This window comes from Methylocaldum sp. GT1BB (genome assembly GCF_051027545.1).
Taxonomy (GTDB): Bacteria; Pseudomonadota; Gammaproteobacteria; order Methylococcales; family Methylococcaceae; genus Methylocaldum.
Window position 1 is genome coordinate 2,863,537 of sequence record NZ_CP194902.1, and the last position, 19,711, is coordinate 2,883,247.

The 19,711-nt window shown below is 61.4% G+C and carries 27 protein-coding genes; 23 read left to right on the top strand and 4 right to left on the bottom strand.

All coding sequences use genetic code 11. The annotated features are described in order from the left end of the window. The first annotated feature begins 2 nt into the window (after positions 1-2). The 17 genes from nifB to ACR2TX_RS14245 all read left to right on the top strand — a co-directional run bounded on the left by nifB (position 3) and on the right by ACR2TX_RS14245 (position 11,446). Complete coding sequence (gene nifB, locus ACR2TX_RS14165) at positions 3-1,508, top strand: nitrogenase cofactor biosynthesis protein NifB (RefSeq protein WP_434132479.1); 1,506 nt, start codon at positions 3-5, stop codon at positions 1,506-1,508. 83 nt (positions 1,509-1,591) lie between these two features. Then, positions 1,592-1,816 carry a 4Fe-4S binding protein gene (locus tag ACR2TX_RS14170; protein ID WP_077729030.1) on the top strand — a complete coding sequence of 75 codons (225 nt, stop codon included), beginning with the start codon at positions 1,592-1,594 and terminating at the stop codon, positions 1,814-1,816. Positions 1,817-1,825: 9 nt separating this feature from the next. Continuing rightward, positions 1,826-2,203, top strand: coding sequence for a HesB/IscA family protein (locus ACR2TX_RS14175; protein WP_077729031.1), 378 nt, complete (start codon positions 1,826-1,828; stop codon positions 2,201-2,203). Positions 2,204-2,268: 65 nt separating this feature from the next. Next, entirely contained in the window at positions 2,269-2,793 is a 525-nt protein-coding gene (locus ACR2TX_RS14180; protein ID WP_434132482.1) for a tetratricopeptide repeat protein, read from the top strand. Next, entirely contained in the window at positions 2,777-3,565 is a 789-nt protein-coding gene (locus ACR2TX_RS14185; RefSeq protein WP_434129893.1) for a 4Fe4S-binding leucine-rich repeat protein, read from the top strand. The genes ACR2TX_RS14180 and ACR2TX_RS14185 overlap by 17 nt, the downstream gene beginning before the upstream one ends. Positions 3,566-3,591: 26 nt before the next feature. Beyond that, positions 3,592-3,918 (top strand): nitrogen fixation protein NifZ, encoded by a 327-nt coding sequence (locus ACR2TX_RS14190; RefSeq protein WP_077729033.1) that lies wholly within the window; start codon positions 3,592-3,594, stop codon positions 3,916-3,918. After that, entirely contained in the window at positions 3,915-4,184 is a 270-nt protein-coding gene (locus ACR2TX_RS14195; protein WP_077729034.1) for a nitrogen fixation protein NifZ, read from the top strand. Before ACR2TX_RS14190 ends, ACR2TX_RS14195 begins: the two co-directional genes overlap by 4 nt. A gap of 154 nt (positions 4,185-4,338) precedes the next feature. Next, positions 4,339-4,698: a DUF3024 domain-containing protein gene (locus tag ACR2TX_RS14200; RefSeq protein WP_077729035.1), complete on the top strand. Its 360-nt coding sequence runs from the start codon at positions 4,339-4,341 to the stop codon at positions 4,696-4,698. Then, entirely contained in the window at positions 4,695-5,843 is a 1,149-nt protein-coding gene (locus ACR2TX_RS14205; RefSeq protein WP_434129895.1) for a cysteine desulfurase family protein, read from the top strand. The genes ACR2TX_RS14200 and ACR2TX_RS14205 overlap by 4 nt, the downstream gene beginning before the upstream one ends. 241 nt (positions 5,844-6,084) lie before the next feature. Further along, complete coding sequence (gene nifT, locus ACR2TX_RS14210) at positions 6,085-6,297, top strand: putative nitrogen fixation protein NifT (protein WP_077729037.1); 213 nt, start codon at positions 6,085-6,087, stop codon at positions 6,295-6,297. A 2-nt stretch (positions 6,298-6,299) separates the two neighbouring features. After that, positions 6,300-6,563 (top strand): hypothetical protein, encoded by a 264-nt coding sequence (locus ACR2TX_RS14215; RefSeq protein ID WP_077729038.1) that lies wholly within the window; start codon positions 6,300-6,302, stop codon positions 6,561-6,563. Positions 6,564-6,572: 9 nt separating this feature from the next. Next, complete coding sequence (locus ACR2TX_RS14220; RefSeq protein ID WP_077729039.1) at positions 6,573-7,727, top strand: DegT/DnrJ/EryC1/StrS family aminotransferase; 1,155 nt, start codon at positions 6,573-6,575, stop codon at positions 7,725-7,727. A 15-nt stretch (positions 7,728-7,742) separates the two neighbouring features. Next, positions 7,743-8,078, top strand: a complete 336-nt coding sequence (locus ACR2TX_RS14225) for a 2Fe-2S iron-sulfur cluster-binding protein (RefSeq protein WP_077729040.1) — start codon at positions 7,743-7,745, stop codon at positions 8,076-8,078. Between the two features lie 16 nt (positions 8,079-8,094). Continuing rightward, positions 8,095-8,400: a hypothetical protein gene (locus ACR2TX_RS14230; RefSeq protein WP_240502429.1), complete on the top strand. Its 306-nt coding sequence runs from the start codon at positions 8,095-8,097 to the stop codon at positions 8,398-8,400. After that, positions 8,397-9,251: an SIR2 family NAD-dependent protein deacylase gene (locus ACR2TX_RS14235; protein ID WP_077729041.1), complete on the top strand. Its 855-nt coding sequence runs from the start codon at positions 8,397-8,399 to the stop codon at positions 9,249-9,251. Before ACR2TX_RS14230 ends, ACR2TX_RS14235 begins: the two co-directional genes overlap by 4 nt. Before the next feature lie 185 nt (positions 9,252-9,436). Beyond that, on the top strand, positions 9,437-9,709 hold the full coding sequence (locus ACR2TX_RS14240; RefSeq protein WP_077729042.1) for a BolA family protein: 273 nt from the start codon (positions 9,437-9,439) through the stop codon (positions 9,707-9,709). A 39-nt stretch (positions 9,710-9,748) separates the two neighbouring features. After that, positions 9,749-11,446, top strand: coding sequence for an AAA family ATPase (locus tag ACR2TX_RS14245; RefSeq protein ID WP_077729043.1), 1,698 nt, complete (start codon positions 9,749-9,751; stop codon positions 11,444-11,446). Positions 11,447-11,505: 59 nt separating this feature from the next. Here the strand turns inward: ACR2TX_RS14245 and ACR2TX_RS14250 are convergent, their stop codons facing one another. Continuing rightward, the gene (locus tag ACR2TX_RS14250) at positions 11,506-12,261 is read right to left on the bottom strand and encodes a YkgJ family cysteine cluster protein (protein ID WP_205780684.1); all 756 of its coding nucleotides are present in this window, start codon (positions 12,259-12,261) and stop codon (positions 11,506-11,508) included. A gap of 135 nt (positions 12,262-12,396) precedes the next feature. Here ACR2TX_RS14250 and ACR2TX_RS14255 point away from each other — a divergent pair, with 135 nt between their 5' ends. The 5 genes from ACR2TX_RS14255 to ACR2TX_RS14275 all read left to right on the top strand — a co-directional run bounded on the left by ACR2TX_RS14255 (position 12,397) and on the right by ACR2TX_RS14275 (position 17,041). Continuing rightward, positions 12,397-13,290: an NRDE family protein gene (locus tag ACR2TX_RS14255; RefSeq protein WP_077729044.1), complete on the top strand. Its 894-nt coding sequence runs from the start codon at positions 12,397-12,399 to the stop codon at positions 13,288-13,290. Further along, positions 13,283-14,890, top strand: coding sequence for a protein adenylyltransferase SelO (locus ACR2TX_RS14260; RefSeq protein WP_434129897.1), 1,608 nt, complete (start codon positions 13,283-13,285; stop codon positions 14,888-14,890). Before ACR2TX_RS14255 ends, ACR2TX_RS14260 begins: the two co-directional genes overlap by 8 nt. Then, a complete protein-coding gene (locus ACR2TX_RS14265; protein ID WP_077729046.1) occupies positions 14,887-15,762 on the top strand; it encodes a tRNA nucleotidyltransferase in 876 nt (291 codons plus the stop codon). Before ACR2TX_RS14260 ends, ACR2TX_RS14265 begins: the two co-directional genes overlap by 4 nt. A gap of 198 nt (positions 15,763-15,960) precedes the next feature. Further along, positions 15,961-16,155 carry a Fe-S cluster assembly protein IscX gene (gene iscX, locus ACR2TX_RS14270; protein WP_077729047.1) on the top strand — a complete coding sequence of 65 codons (195 nt, stop codon included), beginning with the start codon at positions 15,961-15,963 and terminating at the stop codon, positions 16,153-16,155. A 340-nt stretch (positions 16,156-16,495) separates the two neighbouring features. After that, complete coding sequence (locus ACR2TX_RS14275; RefSeq protein WP_077729048.1) at positions 16,496-17,041, top strand: phage tail protein; 546 nt, start codon at positions 16,496-16,498, stop codon at positions 17,039-17,041. 459 nt (positions 17,042-17,500) lie between these two features. On the opposite strand, the gene ACR2TX_RS14280 is transcribed toward ACR2TX_RS14275, so the two are convergent. The 3 genes from ACR2TX_RS14280 to ACR2TX_RS14290 are packed head-to-tail and all read right to left on the bottom strand — an operon-like array spanning position 17,501 to position 19,153. Beyond that, a complete protein-coding gene (locus tag ACR2TX_RS14280; RefSeq protein ID WP_077729049.1) occupies positions 17,501-17,800 on the bottom strand; it encodes a DUF6156 family protein in 300 nt (99 codons plus the stop codon). Between the two features lie 52 nt (positions 17,801-17,852). Continuing rightward, positions 17,853-18,470, bottom strand: a complete 618-nt coding sequence (locus tag ACR2TX_RS14285) for a glutathione S-transferase family protein (RefSeq protein WP_077729050.1) — start codon at positions 18,468-18,470, stop codon at positions 17,853-17,855. Continuing rightward, on the bottom strand, positions 18,467-19,153 hold the full coding sequence (locus ACR2TX_RS14290) for a fumarylacetoacetate hydrolase family protein (RefSeq protein WP_077729051.1): 687 nt from the start codon (positions 19,151-19,153) through the stop codon (positions 18,467-18,469). The genes ACR2TX_RS14285 and ACR2TX_RS14290 overlap by 4 nt, the downstream gene beginning before the upstream one ends. 212 nt (positions 19,154-19,365) lie before the next feature. On the opposite strand from ACR2TX_RS14290, the gene ACR2TX_RS14295 reads away from it, so the two are divergent. Further along, the gene (locus tag ACR2TX_RS14295) at positions 19,366-19,677 is read left to right on the top strand and encodes a hypothetical protein (RefSeq protein ID WP_077729052.1); all 312 of its coding nucleotides are present in this window, start codon (positions 19,366-19,368) and stop codon (positions 19,675-19,677) included. Positions 19,678-19,711 lie beyond the last annotated feature (34 nt).

Consider the following 19,711-nt stretch of genomic DNA (forward strand, 5'->3'; position numbering starts at 1 on the left):
TCATGCAAAAGGTCGCCGAGCATAAAGGCTGCGGGACCTCGGGAGGATCCGGGAAAGCCAGTTGCGGTTCCGGTGCGGGCGAAAACGACCTGCCGCCCGAAATCTGGGAGAAGGTCAAAAACCATCCCTGTTACAGCGAGGAGGCCCACCACCATTACGCGCGCATGCACGTGGCGGTGGCTCCGGCCTGCAATATCCAATGCAATTACTGCAATCGAAAATACGATTGCGCCAATGAAAGCCGTCCGGGCGTGGTGAGCGAGAAACTCACTCCGGAACAGGCCGCGAAGAAGGTTCTGGCGGTGGCGTCCACCATTCCCCAGATGACCGTGCTCGGCATCGCCGGTCCCGGCGATCCTCTCGCCAATCCGGAAAAGACCTTCAAAACCTTCGAACTGATAGCCAAAACGGCGCCGGACATCAAGCTGTGCGTGTCCACCAACGGCCTGGCGCTGCCCGACCACGTGGAGCAGCTTTCCAAGTACAACATCGATCACGTCACCATCACCATCAACATGATCGACCCGGAAGTCGGGGCCAAGATCTATCCCTGGATCTACTACAAGAAAAAGCGCTATCACGGCGTCGAAGCGGCCAAGATCCTGACCGATCGGCAATTGCAAGGGCTCGAGATGCTGACCGAGCGCGGCATCCTGTCCAAGATCAATTCGGTGATGATCCCTGGGATCAATGACCAGCACCTGGTCGAAGTCAACAAAGCCGTCAAATCGCGCGGCGCGTTCCTGCACAACATCATGCCGCTCATCTCGGCGCCCGAGCACGGCACGGTGTTCGGCCTGACCGGTCAGCGCGGCCCCACGGCCCAGGAGCTCAAGGCGCTGCAGGACAGCTGCGAGGGCGAGATGAACATGATGCGCCACTGCCGCCAGTGCCGGGCCGACGCGGTGGGGCTGCTGGGCGAGGACCGCAGCGCCGAGTTCACCACCGACAAGATCATGGAAATGGAAGTCAGTTATGACCTCGAATCCCGCAAGGCCTATCAGGCGGCGGTGGAGAAGGAGCGTGACGCGGTGGTCGCGGCCAAGAAAGCCGAGATGGAATCCCTGGCGGGCGAGCATTCCGACATCAAGATGCTCATCGCCGTGGCCACCAAGGGTGGCGGCAAGGTCAACGAGCATTTCGGACACGCCAAGGAGTTCCAGGTCTACGAGCTCTCGACCGCGGGCGCCAAATTCGTCGGCCACCGCCGGGTCGATCTTTACTGCCAGGGCGGCTATGGCGAGGAAGATTCTCTCGCGACCATCATCCGCGCCATCAACGACTGCCACGCGGTATTCGTGGCCAAGATCGGCGGCTGTCCGAAGAACGATCTGAAGGCGGCCGGCATCGATCCCGTCGATCAATTCGCGGGCGAGTTCATCGAGCAATCCGCGATCGCCTACTTCAAGGATTATTTGGACAAGGTGAAAAGCGGCGAAATCGAGCACGTGGAACGCGGCGACGCGCAAATCCGCCAGGGTGCGCTGACCTCCGCGGAAGCGGCTTAGAGCTACCGTTTTCCGGTATTCACCCGCCTTTCGGGACGGCTAGTCCCGGAAGGCGGCCCCACCACTGACAGAGGAGTAAACACATGGCCTACAAGATCGTGAAAGACAACTGCACCGGTTGTTCCGCTTGCGAGCCCGAATGCCCGAACCAGGCGATTTCCGAGACGAAGGACGGTCTTTTCGTCATCGACCCCGCCAAGTGCACCGAGTGCATCGGGCATCACGACGAAGCGCAATGCGTCGCCGTCTGCCCCATCGACGACACTTGCATCATCGACGACAACTATCCCCGTTACCAAGCGGCCTAGGTGGATACCATGGATCTGACTATTACCCCGACTGCGGAAAAGTTCATCCGGCGCATGGTGCGCTTCGGCGGCGTCGGTGAAGACGCTGGGTTTCGCCTGTCGGTGAGCCCCGGCGGCTGCTCCGGCCTGGCATCGGAATTCAGCGTGGAAGCCGAGCCCAAGGCGGGCGACGCCGTGGTCGTAGTTAACGGCCTCAAACTGTTCCTGCCGGCGGAAAGCCGTTTGCTGCTGGAGGGCGTCACCATCGACTTTTCCGAGACGCCGACGTCCAGCGGATTCGTGTTCCACAACCCCAATTCGACGGGTTGCGGCACTTGTAGCAGCAGCAGTTCGGCGGGCGCAGCGACGGTGTCGGTGTCCTCCATCCAGGTCAAGAGCAGTCATTGACGGACGGTTGCGCCGACATGCAGAACAGTTTCGCGCAAGCACAATCCTCAGAGGCGCCATCGCTCATGCCGGATGCTTCGGACTTCGGACTTGGTATAGATGCCGCCGCGGCAGCCTGCCTGGGCTCGGGATTGCCCGAAGAGGCCGAGCGGCATCTGCGCCAGGCCGGGCTTAGCTACCACCGGGACGAGGAAGCGCTTGCGCACCTGCAAGCCGCCTGGCAGGCGGCACCTGGCCACGCCGCCGTGTATATCGGCCTGTACCGGTTCTATTTTTACAAGAACCGGTTGCAGGAGGCCCTGGACGTTGCCCGCGACTGTCTGAAGAAAGCCGCTCTCGACAACGGCTTGCCGGAAGACTGGCGTGCAGCGAAAGCGACGGACGCCGATTTCGGCAGCTTTGACGCGATTCTGCCCCGATTCTTCCTGTTTACCCTCAAGGGTTACGGTTATCTGAATCTGCGATTGGGGCGGCTCGACGAAGGGCGGGCCGCCGTCGAGAAACTGGTCGAACTCGACCCGGGCGACAAGCTCGGCGGCAAGGTGCTGCTGGATGTCCTTGAGAGGCAAGCCAATGGGGACGACGACTGAAATCGACGAAGCCCGCGACTGGCACGGCAATCTGCTGGACTGCTCCGGATGCGAGCGCCTTGCGGAATCGGCGAATGGGCGGTGCCGATTGGGCCATGCTTGCGTGCATGACCGTTACGCCCGCCGTATCGACCGGTTCTTCCGGTGGAATCCGCATCTCGCCAAGGAGTATCTGGAGCACCCGTATTTCGAGACGCGGGCCGTGGCGGCGAAATACGTGGAGGTGTTTCAGTTGCCGCGCCTGATCGCGGACCCGGACGAAACCGTGCGGCAGAGCGTAGCGCAGCGCCTGCCGCTTCGCTCCCGGCATCTGAAGGCGCTCGGCCGGGACCCGCATCGGGAGGTGCGCATCCGGGTGGCGGAACGCCTGGAGCTTAGTGATCTCGCCTCGATGATCGACGATCCCGACTACTACGTCAGGCAGATCGTAGCCCGGCGTCTTCCGCCGAGCATGCTGGTTCGGATGCTGCACGATCCGGATCGGGAAGTGCGCAAGGTCGTGGCGCGGCGCGCAGGCGCCGAATGGCTGCACACGATGGCGAAAGACCCGGAACTGGACGTGCGGCTGGAAGCGATTAGACGCATGGATGCCGGTCAACTGAAACATTATCGGCACGACCCCGACTGGCGCGTGCGCTACGAGGTCGCCAGCCGACTGGATCTCGCCGAGCTCGCGCCGATGCGCGGCGATTCCGACGCCACGGTGCGGGACTTGGTCGAGCAGCGCCTCGCCGGGCGGCACGATGCCGATGTTCTACCGGAAGCTTGTTAAACCACAATCACTCATCGAGGAGCGATATGGCTACCACTATTGTACGCGACAGCGATGTCAACGAATTGAACGATCCGCCGCGCTTCAAGTTCGGCGAAAAGGTGAAGTCGAAAAAGGTGGTCCGGAACGACGGCACGTTTAACGGCCGCGATATCGGCGAGGTCCTGGTCAAGAAAGGTGAGGTGGGATACATCAAGAGCATCAACACCTTCCTTCAACAGTTTTACATCTACGCCGTGGATTTTCCGGAACGGGGTTACGCGGTGGGCATGAAGGGCCGCGAAATCGAATCCCTGGACAATCCGCCGCCCCCGAAAACCGTTCCGGTTCCCGAAGGAGGGGAGACGGCATGATCGAGCCACGCACACCGATTTATCAATGGGGACAGAAGGTCTGGGCGGAAACGGATCTCTTCAACGACGGCACTTATCCTGATCGCGAGCCGGGAGCCTTGCTGGTGGCAGCGGGCAGCGAAGGCGAGATCGTGCAGGTGGGGTTCCACGAGGAAGCGAAAATTCCCGTGTACCTGGTCGAGTTTCCGAACGGCTGCGTCGTGGGCTGCTTAGAAGAGGAGCTTCGATCCGACCAAGCCAGAGGGCAGGTGGCCGGGATTCTGTAGAAGGCATACGCATTGCGTTGGTTCCCGACTTCTGGTTGGGAACCGGATCTTTAGGAAGCTCCGGCTTCCAGTGTCGCGAAGCGGGAGCTTGGGAACGAGCGAGAGCGAACGGACGGAACATGGACGGAAAGAGTTGTGCGGAGGTCTTGATCCGATGAACGGCAATCTTGCGGTATCCAATTTGATGTCCGTGTGTCCTCATCCCAACGAGGTGGATCGGAAGCGTATCGACCGCGCGCTCGGGAAGCGCAAGCGCTACCGCTACGTGACTCCGGTGGTCCGTCCGATCGAGGCCGGATATGAAATCGTCAGCCCGTGCTGCTCGCGGAACATCGATCCCGATGGCGGGGTGATCGATATCGCCCGGCTGGAATTTCAGGATAGTTCGCGGTGCTGGAGGCTGTACCGCAAGGATCACAAGGCGGGCCTATGGATCGAGCACGGCGAATACCACGCCTTGTCTCAGATTCTCGAACTTTTGAACGAAGACCCGGATAGGCAGTTCTGGCAATGAGCGACCCAATCATTTATCTGGACAACAACGCCACCACGGCGGTAGCGCCGGAGTGCGCCGACGCGATGGCCCGCTGTCTCAGGGAAAATTACGGCAATCCGTCCAGCAAGCACCGGGCCGGCGAAGCGGCCAAGGTCGAGAGCATCGCCGGCCGCGCCAAAGTGGCGGCGCTCCTGGGCGCCACGCAGCCGGAAATCGTCTTTACCAGCGGCGGCACCGAGGCCAATCACCAGGCTGTTCTGGGAGCGCTCGCCCTGTCGCCGGGGCGGCGCCACATCGTCACCAGCCGGGTGGAACATCCGTCAACGCTGGCCCTATTGCGCCATCTCGAATCCCAGGGCGTGCGGGTGACCTATTTGCCGGTGGACGGACAGGGGCGGCTCGATCTCGGAGAACTCGAACGCGCCCTGACCGAGGATACGGCCCTGGTTTCGCTGATGTGGGCCAATAACGAGACAGGCGTCCTGTTCCCCGTCGAGGAAGCCGTGGCGATAGCCCAGGCCAGGGGCGCGCTGTTTCATACCGACGCGGTTCAGGCGGTCGGCAAGACGCCCATCGATTTAGCCCGAGTTCCGGTGGATTTCCTGTCCTTTTCGGGCCACAAGATTCATGCACCCAAAGGCATTGGCGTGCTGTTCGTGCGCAAGGGCCGAAAGCTTCCGCCGCTTTTGTTCGGACACCAGGAGCGCGGGCGCCGCGGCAGCACCGAGAACGTGCCGGGGATCGTCGCCCTCGGGGTGGCGGCCGAATTGGCCGCAGCCGCTCCGGCAAACTCCGGGTCCCGGATCGGGGCTTTGCGCGATCGTCTCGAGGCGGAACTGCTGGCGCGTATTCCCGGTGCCTTCGTTAACGGCGGCGGCGCCGAGCGGGTGGCGAACACCACCAGCCTGTGCCTGGGAACGATCGAGGCCGAGCCGGTTCTCGACAAGCTCGACCGGGCTGGAATCTGCGCCTCGGCCGGAGCGGCCTGCACCGCCTCCGGGACCGAACCCTCGCACGTGTTGACCGCCATGGGCTTGGCCCCGGAAGCCTCGCTGGCCACGATCCGCTTCTCCTTGAGCCGCTATACCACGGCAGAGGAAATCGACCGGATCATAGCGGTGCTTCCGGAAATCGTCCGAATGTTCGAGGCGGAGGCCGCATGACTCCTAAGAGCACCGGCCTTTGTCTCCCCTCACAGCGTGAGAAAGGGCAAGACGTAGGATGCGCTGAGGTACGAAGCGCCCTTCGACTAGGCTCAGGACAGGCCCTTCGACTGAGCTCAGGACAGGCATCAATCGCGAACGATGCGGTTCACTTCGTTCAGCACATCCTACTAGCTGGAGGACGTCGCAGATGCCCCGAAACGACAAAACATTGATTTTTTGAAACCAACTGGAGTACCGCATGAAGGTCATGATCAGAAGAAATTCCGCCGGCGAGCTGTCCGTTTACGTTCCGAAAAAAGACCTGGAGGAACCCATCGTTTCCCAGGAAAAGCCGGAACTATGGGGCGGAATGGTGACGCTGGCGAACGGCTGGGAGCTGTCGCTGCCGGCCATGGCCGCCGATACCGCGCTGCCGATCACGGTCGACGCGCGTCGGGTGAGCGGGGACTGACCATGGCGCTCAGTAACGAGGCGCTCGGGGAAATCCGGATGCTTCTGGAAGGCGAGGCGCCCGCCGCCGAACGCTGTGCGAGCGTGCGCAAGAATTTTCCGGGGCTGTCGCTGACACGTTGCGACGCCAGCGACATGAGTTCCGAAACTCCGACATTCGAAACTCCCGAGTTCTGCGTTTACCTGATAGACACCTCGGAACACTGCGTACGCATTACCGGCGATCCGGCCGCGGCAACCGGTCTGATCGTTGCCCAGAAACGGTAGTTATCGACCATGAAAAACTCACCTACCATCTTGCTCTCGGACCCCGACATCAGCCTGTCCGAACTCGAAGCCGTGGAAGAGGTCCTGAAATCGCCGCGGCTGAGCGCGGGGCCCACGGTCGAAGCTTTCGAAGAGGCTTTCGCCCAATATCTCGGGCGCAAACACGCCGTGGCGGTGAGCAGCGCCACCATCGGCCTGATGCTGGCGCTCAAGGCCTACGGCATAGGTCCGGGGGACGAAGTCATCGCGTCCGCGTTCGGTTTCCGCGAAACCGTTCACGGCATCGCGCTGGCCGGGGCGACGCCGATCTTTGCCGACATCGATTATTGGTCGGGGACGCTGGTTCCCGAAAAGGCCGCGGCGGGAATCACGTCGAAAACCCGCGCCATAGTCGCCGGCAATACCAACGGCCATCCGGCGATGTGGCCGGCGTTCCGTGAATTGGCCACGAAACACGGCCTGCTGCTCATCGAAGATTCCAGCGAGGCGATCGGTTCGCGTTACCAGGGGAAGCTGGTGGGCAGCTTCGGGGACTGTTCGGTGTTCGATTTGTCCCAGCCGTCGCCGCTGACCTGCGGCGAGGGCGGCATGGTGGTGACCGACGACGGCGATTTGGCCGCTCGGCTGCGGAGCTTCCGAGGCCGCCGCCTCGACGAACGGCATTCGGTGGTACTGGGCGAAACGCCGCCGTATCGGGCGGAACTCAGCGAACTCGGCGCCGCTCTCGGGCTGGTGCAGCTCAAGCGTCTTCCGGGAATCCTGGAGCGCCGGAAAGAGATCGAAGCCTATTACAACGCCCACATGCAATCCTTCGAGGGCATCAAGCCGCCGTATCTCGCTCCGGACGTGGACGAGGCGCACTGGTTTCTCTACCTGGTCCATCTCGGCACCCGTTTTTCCCGTTCCAGCCGGGACGCCATCATTCACGATTTGGCAACCGAGCAGATCGAGGCCGTGGCCTATTGCCGGCCACTGCATCAGCAGCGTTTTTACGGAAACCTGGGCTATCGCAAGGGCGATTTCTTCGTCACCGAGAAGCTGGCGGACCGCGCCGTTGCGCTGCCTTTCCACAACCATATCACGGAGGACCAGGTGGGCTTCATCGTCAAGACCGCCAAGGACGCCTCGATCAATATCGGGGCGGGATCGGCCATTTACCTCTGACGCCGCTCCGAAACCATGTCGGGCTTTTTGCGGACCGAAAAGAGGCGGAATGCAAAAGCCTGGGTGACCGTACTGCCTTCGGGCAAGACGGTGCAGGTGGCGAGAGGCGCCAATTTGCTCGAGGCCATCGCGGCGGCGGGCGAGGCTGTCGCCCACCGTTGCGGTGGACGGGCCCGCTGCGGCGAGTGCCATGTGCTCGTGCGGCAGGGCTGGCGCGGCTTATCCAAGGTGCGCCAGGCAGAACGCGATCGGCTCACGCAGCTTTGCGGAGCCGAATCGCTGTCCAGGCTGGCTTGTCAGGCCGCCCTGGGCGTTCATAACAAAGTAATAATTGAACTTATAAACCATTAACCAGAGGATCATTGTTATGGATACCAAAGAAGCTGTCGCTACTCCTTCTGAACCCCAATCGGCCGTCGTCGCGTCCGGCGCGACGCTCAATGCCGAGCAGCGGACGGAATGCGTCATTCACCTGCGTTTCTTTCCGGACGGCACCGTGGCCGAAATCGGCGAGCGTCCGTCAGGGGTGGAGCCGCACGACTGGTACAAATACCTGTGCAACAACACCCAGAACAGTTACCAGGCCTTGTCCGGCGGACGCGGGCTGTTCCGCCTGCTGCGCACCGAGGTGGACGCCTTGAAGGCCTCTTGCGCCGCGGGGATGACATCATGAGCACGCCGTTTCCGAGTCAATTGGCAGAAGATTTGGCGGCGGGACGGGTCATTCCGTATCTCGGCCCGGAGATTCTGAGTCTGGCGCCCGGCGGCGCGATTCCGAGTTCGCCGGAGGCCTTGGTGGAACTGATTACGGCCAAGGTCACCGTGCCCCACAAGATCCGGAAGAATCTTACCGCCGCCAGTCAATACATCGAGAATTTCAAGCATCGGAAGACGCTGGTCGGACTTTTGCAGGAAGCCTTTCGGAGCCCGCCGGAACCGACCGTTCTGCACGGTTTCCTGGCGAATCTCCCGAACCCGCTGCCCTTGATCGTCGACGTCTGGTACGACGCCAGCATGGCGGCGGCCCTGGCTTCGCGCCGCGATTTCGGGCAAGTGCAGGGCGTGAGCCGCGCGGAGCACCTGGGAGACTGGGTTCACTATTTCCATGCCGACGACACAAAGGCGGAGCCGGGGGAAGCCGCGGGATGGGCGACCCTGCTCTACAAGCCGCTGGGTTCCATCGCGCCTGCGTCCAACTTCATCATCTCGGATTCCGACTACGTGGAAGTTCTCACCGAAATCGATATCCAGACGCCGATTCCGGACCGGGTAAAGGAAATTAGGACGGGCCGCAGCTTCCTGTTCCTGGGCTGCCGTTTCCGCAACCAGCTGGAGCGCAATTATGCGCGGCAGATCATGAAGCGTTCCAGCGACCGGCATTTCGCGGTCCTGGAAGGCGATCTCACCCGCAATGAGGCGCGGTTCCTCGCGGAACAGGGCATCGAACGGATCGACATGCCCTTGGCCGAGTTCGTCGCCGGGCTCACCGGAACGCCGGCGGAGTCCCGCAGGGCCGTGGCCTAATCCGAATCTCGTAGGCAGCGGCGTACGGAGGTTAGGGAGGCGTCGGCGGTTCCGTAGGTCGGAAATCCTTTCCGACGCAAGGCGCGGATCGACCGTTTCGTCGGCAAGGGATTGCCGACCTACGAACCGCATGGCTCGGGAGAGATCGTTTATACCTTTGAGATGAATCGCGGAGGCAACGGCTCATGACTACGAATCGCGGCGCCCGTCTTCGGGCGCTTTTGGAACAGGCCTTCGAGCCGGTTCACCTGGAAATCGTCGACGACAGCCGGTCCCACGCCGGCCATGCCCATGAGGGTGGCGGCCACTTTTTCGTGACCGTGTGTTCCCGCCGTTTCGAGGGCCGTTCGACGCTGGAGCGCCATCGACTGGTTTATTCGGCGGTGAGCGAAATGATGCCGGGCGACATCCATGCCCTGAGCATCACTGCCTTGACGCCAACGGAGCAGGCGGCTTAGCACGAGGTTCATAAACGGCTTTTTGGGGATAAGCAGAGAATGAAGCTTCAGATCGAGCGGCCTTACATCGAAGCGATGGTCGAAGAGTTCCCGGATTTGGCGCACTTGAAGGAACAATTGCGTTTCGGCAATCGCGTCGAGGTGCCGTTCAGGCAACTGTCGAGCCCTGCGCTCGCGTTTTTAGGGAATCTTTACCGGCAGGCGGGGCCGGAGATGCAGGCCAAGGCCGCGCAACTCGCCACCTTGCAGCAGGCCATGAACGACGACGGAGTGCGCTTCGAAGCCGAAGACCTCGAGATGGTGCTGCCTGCGATTGCCCGCTACTTGGCGGCGGATGCCATCCGCGGCTGGCTGTTCACCGCGAGCGTGGCCGGCCGACCCCTGCCTTACGTCATCACGCGGCTCGACTACACCCCGACCTCGAACGACGAGATCGGGAAAGTCTTCATCGAGCTGAAAGCCAATGCCAAAGGGGCAATCGCCACCCAAACCATCCGAATCATGCCGAGCGACATCGCCGGCAAGACGGTGGCCGAGATTTTCGCCGCCAAGGGGTTCCTCAAGGAAACGCCCGAACTCATCCGCAATTACGACGAGACCGCGGAGCGTTACTTCGATTGGCGTGCCCGTTACGGCGCTCAGTTTTCCGGAAAAGGCACCGGTTTCTACGCGGAGGACCCGACGGCTTCGCACCGGGATACCGATTGGTCCCGCAAGGACGTTGTGGTGCTCTCGTCCGGCGGCGGCAGCGCGCGCCTGGTCAACGATGAGGGCATCCTGAGCTCGCGCGCGCTGACCCTGGATGCGCCCGGGGATATTCTGGGGCCTTATCTGCGCAAGGCGGCCAAGAGCAATCACTATGAGGCCGAGGACGAGGTCCGGGAGTCTCAGGACGCCATGCCCAAGGGACTGTTCACCCAGTTGCCGGTGCATTTCTACATCCTCATGTTCCACCTTGACCTGCACCATTATCTCTGGGTGCACGTGGACGACATCACACCCTACGAGTATCAGCCGGCCCTGAAGCAAAAGCTGATTCTGCCGGAGGAACAGACCGATCTCATCGACATCCTGACCGCCGAGATGGATGTCCTGATGGACGATATCGTCGCCGGCAAGTCCGGAGGCACGACCGTGCTGTGCGCCGGTCCTCCCGGCGTCGGCAAGACTTTGACCGCGGAGGTCTATTCCGAAATCATCCAGCGGCCGCTGTACCGCGTGCATTCGGGGCAATTGGGGCTGAACGTCGCGGCCATGGAGACCGCGCTCAAGGACGTTCTGACCCGCGCCCAGCGCTGGGGCGCGGTGATGCTGATCGACGAGGCGGACGTCTACATCAAGCGGCGCGACGACAACATCACCATGAATGCCGTGGTCGGGGTGTTTCTGAGGGTGCTCGAATATTTCAACGGCCTGTTGTTTCTCACCACCAACCGGGTGGACGACATCGACGAGGCCATCGTGTCGCGCTGTATCGCGCTGATCAAGTTCTACCCGCCGGATCGGGAAAATCGGATCAAGATCTGGAAAGTAATGACCGAGCAGTTCGCGTTGGAGGTCGCCCCGCCGCTGATCGACGAGCTGGCGGATCTGTTTCCGGCAGCCACCGGGCGTGACATCAAGGGACTGGCCAAGCTGGTGGCGAAATACTGTCAGCAGAAGCGGGTGCCGCCGTCCCTGGAAGTTTTCAAGCGCTGCTCGATTTTCCGGGGGATGGACTTGGGTCTGGCTGCATAGCGTTTCCCGCAGAGCGGTACACGGAAGCCATTCGGCGGAATACGCTTCGCTATTCCGCCCTACGGATGAGCCTTGATGGCCTCGAAGGTGCTCGCCATTTCGTCGAGGCTGATTTCGGTCGCCAAAGCGTCGGCGAAGACGTCGTCGCCCGCCGTCCAGCGTTCCTGGAGCTTGCCGTCGGCCAAGGCCATGGAGACCGCCTGGTTGAGCTCGTAGGCGCCGAACGCGTAGCCGGCATCCCGAAGCGCCGATTGCATTGCGTGCTGAACCAGGCTGCGGACGGTCATGTGCGGGGCGGAGAAGGGGATGTCGCCGGCGCGTCCGGCCGCGGCCTCGACACAAGCGCGCTTGTCGTAGGAGGCATGGCCTCGGCAGGCGAGTGGCCGTACCGGGTAAATGACGCAGACGCCGTTGGCAATGAAGGGACACCGGCGCCTGAGAGCCACCCGTTGCTCTTCGCTCAAGCCTCGGGTTACGCGATCGGCATCGGCTAGGCGCTGCTCGAGATCGACTTCGGCGCGTTTCAGGGCGTCGGAGGCCCAACGAACGTAACGCGCGATCAGCAGAATTTCGGGCGCCGTCGCCGTGACGCGGAGCGTGCAGCAGGTGGAGCATCCCTTGTGGCAGGCCAAGGGGGGCAGTCCCTCGGACTGAATTTCGACATTGCCTTCGAAACTGCTGAAGGCCTGTTCCAAGAGTCCGTCGATCAGGTCTTCGCGACCGCGCCGGGCGGCGAGGGTTTCGGTAAAGGCTTGGTGCTGCGCCTTGAAGAAGGCCAGAGGACCGGATTCATCCGGCATCGTTTCTTCCGACATGGGTGATTTTGTCATGTGTGAAAGTGCGCATATTGCGATCTCGACGTATCCGGGTCAATGCACCTGTCCAGCTTTCGAGCTTTTCGGCGCCTCGGCGTACGGGATGGGGTATTCGACTAAGGATCGGGTTTTCCTATGAGCACGGTGGCACTTGCCTGGGGTGCCCACCCCGATTTTCCCTTGATTCTGATTGCCAACCGGGACGAAAGGCATGCACGCGCGACCGCACAGGCGGCATGGTGGTCGGAGGAGCCCTCCTGTCTCGGCGGTCGCGACCTGGCGCGGGGCGGAACCTGGTTCGGCGTGGCCCGCGACGGACGCTTCGCGCTGGTCACGCCGTTTCGCGACGGCGCGCCTTCGGACCCGGACGCGCCGTCGCGCGGCCAGCTGCCGCTGGACTATCTCTCTTCCGGCGAGGAGCCGGTCGTCCACGCCCGCCGCTTCGCTCGCAGCCGGGGCGGACATTCGCCCTTCAATCTGCTGATCGGGTCGCCGCGTCACATGTACTACGCCGCCACCCGCGCCCGCTTGCCGTTGGCGCTGACTCCCGGCATTCACACCTTGTCCGACGGGTTGCTGGACGAACCCTGGCCCAAGTGCGTGCGCCTGGACACGCTGCTGGGTTCTTATCTGAGAACGCACGGCGGCTTCGCGATGCTGCTGGGCGCCTATTCGGATCTGTCCAAGGCCGGCGTTCGGGGCGCCGACGATCCGATCTGCACCGCCAAGCCGGTCGCGCCGGCCGACTTCGCGAAAGCGGGTTTCGCCATGCTGGCGGATCGCGAAACCACAAACGAAGGGCTGCCCGATACCGGCATCGGCCGCGCGGAAGAAGAACGCCTGTCCGCCTGTTTCGTTGTGGGGGTGGAATCCGGAACCCGCTCCAGCACCGCCTTGGTCATGGCTCGGGACGGCCGGGTTTACTTCGAGGAACGCAGCTTCGATCCGGAAGGCGCCGAATCCGGGCGTGTGGTCGAAGAATGGAGCATCGACCCTCAAGTCTTTTCCGGGAGCGCCGGCGATGACTGAGACTCGTAACGCCCACACCGGCGCCATGCCCGCACGTCGGAAAGCTTCAACGAGGCGGGGTCAGGCGGACCGTGCGCCGTTGCGATCCGAAATGATGCACGGGTTTTCTCCGCGCCATTCTCATCGGGAGCTCCCCTTGGCTCCGCGCTACAAGGAATTGGGCGAGCCCTATCATGTCCCGGTGTCGGCAGCACTCTTGCCGGAGCCGAGGATGGTCCATTTCAACGGGTCTCTGGCCCTGGAACTGGGGCTCGACGTCAGCGAAGCCGATTCTCCGAAACTCTTGGAGATTCTCGCGGGCAACCGGCCGTGGCCGAAATACGAGCCTTCGGCATCGGTCTACGCCGGGCATCAGTTCGGGGCATGGGTTCCTCAGCTCGGGGACGGGCGTGCCCTCCTGATCGCCGAAGTTCGGACGCCCGCCGGGGCGAGGATGGAGCTTCAACTCAAGGGTTCCGGGCCGACGCCGTATTCGCGCGGGCTCGACGGGCGCGCGGTGCTGCGTTCCTCGATACGGGAATATCTCTGTTCGGAGGCGATGCACGCCCTCGGCGTACCGACCACCCGCTGCCTGAGCCTGGTGGCGTCGCCGGAGCCGGTGTACCGCGAAACGGTGGAAACCGCGGCCGTGGTCTGCCGGGTGTCCCCCAGTTTCGTCCGCTTCGGACAGTTCGAGTTTTTCTATCACAACGGACAGGGCCAGCACCTTGCTCCCTTGGCCGACCATGTGATCGACGAGCATTTCCCGCATCTGAAAGACCGTTCCGACCGTCATGCCGCCTGGCTCGGCGAGGTGGTCGAGCGCACCGCCCGGCTGATGACGCAGTGGCAGACCTTCGGGTTCTGCCACGGCGTCATGAACACCGACAATTTCTCGGTTCTGGGCTTGACCCTGGATTACGGTCCCTTCGGCTTCATGGACGCGTTCCGGCAATACCATATCTGCAACCATTCCGATTTCGAGGGCCGCTACGCCTATTACGCACAGCCCGAAATCGGCCAGTGGAATTGCTCGAGGCTGCTGCGGGCGACCTTGCCGCTGCTCTCGGACAGCGAGGAGGAGGCCCTGGAAATCGCGACCGGCATTTTCGAGCGCTACGCCCCGGTGTATACCCAGGCGATCATGCGCCGCTGGGCCGACAAGCTGGGCCTTTACGAGGTGCGTGACGGCGATGTCGATCTGGTCAACCGATTCCTGGCCATCCTTCAGCGCGGCAAGAGCGATTTCACGCGGAGCTTCCGTCATCTTTCCAAGGTGCGTACCGACAGCGACGAGCCGGCGGTCGGGGCCCGCGAGGAGATCGTGGACCTGGAAGCCTACGACGCCTGGATCGCCGATTACCGGGCACGATTGCGCGCCGAAGGAAACACCGACGACGAGGCCCGTGCCTGGGACATGAACCGCGTCAACCCCAAGTACGTGCTGCGCAACCATCTGGCCCAGGCCGCCATCGAAAGGGCCGAAGCCGGGGACGATACCGAGGTCGCCAAGCTCGTTCGTCTGTTCGCCCGGCCTTACGACGAGCAGCCGGAGATGGACGCCTATGCCGCCTCGCCTCCGGAAGAACTGCGGCACATCGAAGTGAGCTGCTCGTCATGATTACCTATGCCATCCCACCCGCTCTAGGCGAGGATCCGCTGGACATCCTGCGACTGGCGGCGTGCGCCGCGCACATCCCGGATTTCGTGGTGCCACCCGAATCCATGGTCAGGCTCGTCGCCCTGGTGGCGGACGGCGCTCTCGACGCGGTGAATCCCGAGGCGGCCTGGCCGGAATTGTCCCAAGGCCTGATGGGCGGGCGTCCGTCGCGGATGCTGGAAGTCCTGCGCGGTTGCGGCGCTCTGGCTCGATTGCTGCCGGAACTGAACGCGCTGTTCGGAATTCCGCAGAGCGCGGACGATCCGCCGGAAGTTGACGTGGGCGAACACCAGCTGCTTCTGATCGACGAAACCGCGCGGATAGACGCCCCGCTCGCCACGCGCTGGGCGGCGCTGCTGCACAAGGTGGGGAAAGCGGCGTCGCCGCGCGAATTCTGGCCCGCCCACTACCGTCACGAAGCACGCGGCGAACCCCTGGTCGAAGCGGTTTGCGAACGCTTCAAGGTTCCCGCCGAATGCCGCGACCTGGCGCTCTTGGTGCTGCGCGAATGCGATCGAGTCCACCGTGCGGTAGACATGCGGGCCGCGGCGATCGCCGCCATGCTGGAACGGGCGGAAGCGGTCCATTACCCCGAGCGTTTCGAGCAGTTGTTGGCGGTATGCGCCTGCGACTATCGAGCCTATCCGGGGCGGGCCGGTGCGGAGTATCCCAAGGCCGAGTTGCTTCGGCTAGCTTTTAAGGCTTTCGCCGGACAGATGGCGCCCGCCTCCGAGCCGACCGAAACCGACCCGGAAGTTTCGGCGCAGGCGTTCGAAAAGCGAGCTCGGGCCATTGCCGAAGCATTGCGCAGCGAACGCTGGGCCGACGCGTAATTCCATTCGGCATTCGAGTGAATATTACGTAGGGTGGGTTAGCGAAGCGTAACCCACCGATTCGAGGCCGCTCGGTGGGTTACGGCCTCGCGGCCTAACCCACCCTACAAAAATTAATTCCTTATTGAAAGCAATTTGGAATAACACGGGTTTTCCAGTCCAGACTTCATCACCAACCTTCTCTTGAGGAGCAAGCCCATGAAATGGAGCGATACCTTCGACATCGCCATCGCGCTGGCCGAGAGCCATCCCGACGTCGATCCCAAGTATGTGCGGTTCACCGATCTGCTCGATTGGATCATGCGCCTGGACGGCTTCGACGACAGCGCCGAGAAATGCAACGAGAAAGTGCTCGAAGCCGTGCAGATGGCCTGGATAGACGAGGTGAGCTAACCCCGCAGAAAGGATTGCAGCACGCGATCCGCCCTGCCAATCGGGTTTGGTCGTTTTTTGTTGGATATGTGCCGTTTTCGTATTCGCATGGAAGTAGGTCATGACCAAATTTACGACATATCGTATTAGATACGAATTGACGTAAAAAACGGCCTCGGCTGGGTCGAGCCGAGAACCCGCCGCTTTTCCTCCTTGTTCAATAATTTGATGCTAAAACAAAGCCTTGGAGCGTTGTTCCCGTTTCTCTCACGACCTGGCATCGCTTTTGAGACAGAGAAGTCACGCGACAGGAATTATTCCCCTGCGTTATTTCACTTCCACTCGAAAGGAGATTACGGTCATGAAACACATTGCTGGTTTGACTCTGGCTCTCGGACTTGTCTCGATCACTTCAACCGCGGCGGCTGGCGGACTGCCGGTCAATAGTTCGCCGGGGAGTTCCAGCTACTCTGCGAATATCGATAGTTCCAGCGATCCGGCTTCCGGAATGGTCTTTGAATTGCAGGCCGGTGAGTTCCACGTTTACTTCAGCAATTGCACACTCGGTTCGGAGACCGAGGTGACGGAGCATAAAGTTGTAAGTCAGAAAGGCCGGGAGGATATTGTGCAAAAGATTCCCGGTCGATTGAAAATGAATAGCGTGGTGTGCATGAAAGCTCTGGATTCCGGTGCCGACCTTTGGGCTTGGCGACAGATGATCATTGAAGGGAAGTTGAGGGAAGCGCGCAAGAGTGGGTCACTGATTGCTTACGACTACACCATGGCGCCCATAGCAACGTGGTCGTTTTTCAATGGATGGCCTTCTTCGGTCAGCCTCGGCAATAAGGATCACAAACTGGTCGAGATCGTGGTATTGGCTGTGGATGGCATCCGGCGTGACCGGTAGGTCCTCGGGATGTGCCGAATACCACAGCTCCGCTCTCTTGAATATACAAACGATAACCGGGATTTAGTGGGGTGGGTTAGGCGCACTCCGGTATGCGCTGATGGTCGATCACCGTACTTCGAGTGCGCCGTAACCCACCGATGTTCGGTAGCCTTGTGTTGGTGGGTTACCGTGCGCGCCAAAGTTAGAGCGTTTTCATCCCGCTCGTACGGCAAAACAGGCTTGGCGGAAGTCGCTAGCGCCTTCGGCCAGGGTAGATCGACTCAAGCATTCGTAGGTCGGCAATCCCTTGCCGACGAACCCGTTGGCCCAACCGCACCTTGTGTGAGGGCGTACCTAACTCACCCTACCATGGACATGCGCGTTCCGGGCCAGTAGATCGGGAATCCGTTCCCGACGAGTTCTGCGTCGGCAAGGGATTGCCGACCTACTTTAGGGTGCCGCTCGTAGTCAGCGGCTTTAGATCGGTTCGCCGTTCTCGTCGAACGCCATCCCGTTCAACTCGCCGTCGGCGTCGACGATTTCGACCGACTTGAGGGCGCCGTTGGCGTGGTAGGCATAGCGGTGTTCCATTTCCACTTCCCCGTAGACCAGCTTTTGCAGGCCGACCAGCCGGCCCTCATCGTCGAAATATCCCCGGAAATAGGTGTTGCGGTTTTCCAGTTGGGCGGGTTCCAGTTCGGTCATCAGCTTGAGCGGCAGTTTCACGCCGGTGTAGGTGAGGAAATAGCGGCAACGACCTTCGATCGCATCGGTCATGGTGTGTTGGTTTCCTTGGAAATGAAAAGATGGAACACGAGCTAATAGACGCTCAAACACGATAGCCTTCTTCCCGCAATACCCTCTGCACGGCCGGTCGGGCCAGCATGCGCCGATAATGCGTCCGGCAGTTTTCCGGCAGTTCGAGCTTGAGCTTGTCGCCCCAGAATTCCACGTAGAACAGCGCCGCATCGGCGATGGAAAACCGCCCCGCCACGTATTCCCGCCCGCTCAGCAGCGTATCCAGCACCGCGTAACCCTTGGCGACGATCTCTATGCCACGCCGTTTGACCGCGTCTTGGTCGGCTTCGTTGGACGTGAATTGATCGGTGGTAAATATGCGCGCGAAACCCTGCATGTGGATCGTGCCCACGGCATAGGCCATGGCCTCGATCACCCGCGCTTCGCCGTCCGGATCGTCCGGCAGCAGTTTCGCCTTGGGGTAGGCGCGGGCCAGCCACCAGGCGATAGCCTGAAACTCGGTCAGCGCCGAGCCGTCATCGCGTACCAGGGTGGGAATCGTGCCTTTCGGATTCAGGGCCAGATAATCGGGCCGGTTCTGATCGCCCGCCAGGAGATTGACCAGATACGCCTCGAAAGGCAGGTCCAATTCTTCCAACAAAATGTGTATGCCGGTCGAGCACGAACCGGGCGTCATATAGAGTTTCATGATCCTATGGTGATGATTAAGGGTTCGAGCCCCGCAACCGTCGCTTCGATGACATCGCCCTTGACCACGGGAGCGGTCCCGGCCGGCGTGCCGGTAAAGATCAGGTCGCCGGGACAGATTTCCACCAGGGTGGACAGATAGCTGATGGTCTCGGGTATCTTCCAGATCATGTCCGAAACGTCGGCGCTCTGACGGACCTCCCCGTTGACCTTGAGCTCGATCTTGCCCTGGGCGATCACGCCCGTATAGAACTCCGGAGTGATCGCCGAACAGGGCGCCGAGTGATCGAATCCCTTGGCCATATCCCAGGGCAGTCCCTTTTCGCGCGCGGTCTTTTGCACATCCCTCAGTGTCATGTCCAGGCCGACCGCGTAGCCGAAGATGTAATCATTGGCAATCTCGATGGGGATTTGCCTGCCTCCGAGCTGCATGGCGACGACCAGTTCCACTTCCGGTTGCAGATTCTCGGTTCCGGGAGGATAGGGCAGGACCGAGTTGTTGGGCAGGATGGCATCGGTTGGTTTCATGAAGAAGAACGGCGGCTCGCACTCCGGGTCGGCGCCCATTTCCCGCGCATGCTCCGGATAATTGCGCCCGACGCAGAAGATGCGCCGCACCGGAAACGGATTGCACGACATGGCTGGAAGCGTAACGATCTGAGGAGGGGCAAAAGCGTATTTCATGGTTTTAAACCTCTTCGAATAACGGATAGGCTGGCGGCTTCTTTGACGCCGTGTATCGACAAACCGGCGATTGTTCGTTCAGCAAAGAGACCGTATCGGGTTGCAAAATAACCATACTTTTTGTGGTAGAATTTGGCCCCGAAGTGCCTCGCGCGCACTTAGATAAGTTCTTATTTTTATTAACCAAAAATAATCCAAGATCAGGAGGTAACATGGTGCGTGAATTCTCGTATCGGGGAGAAACCTTCAGGGCCACGGTACACGGACGCCCCGGCATCGAAGAGCTTTTCCTCATCCACATGATCGACGGTGAAGAAGGCCCGGAGATTTCTCTGGACCGGTTCGAAGACCCCAATAATGATCCGGCTCAAAGCCTGGAAAGTAAGCTCGCGGATCTGGCTGACCAGCTCATGCAGGAGCATGGGCTGGCGCCGATGGACCCGGACGCGGGATTCGCCTGGGCGGAGCCCAAGACCGGAGTGAAGGTGCATAGCGGGGTTCAACACCACGCCATGGAAGCCTAGGCCGGTCGACAAATCTGCGCGCAGCGGCACGGAT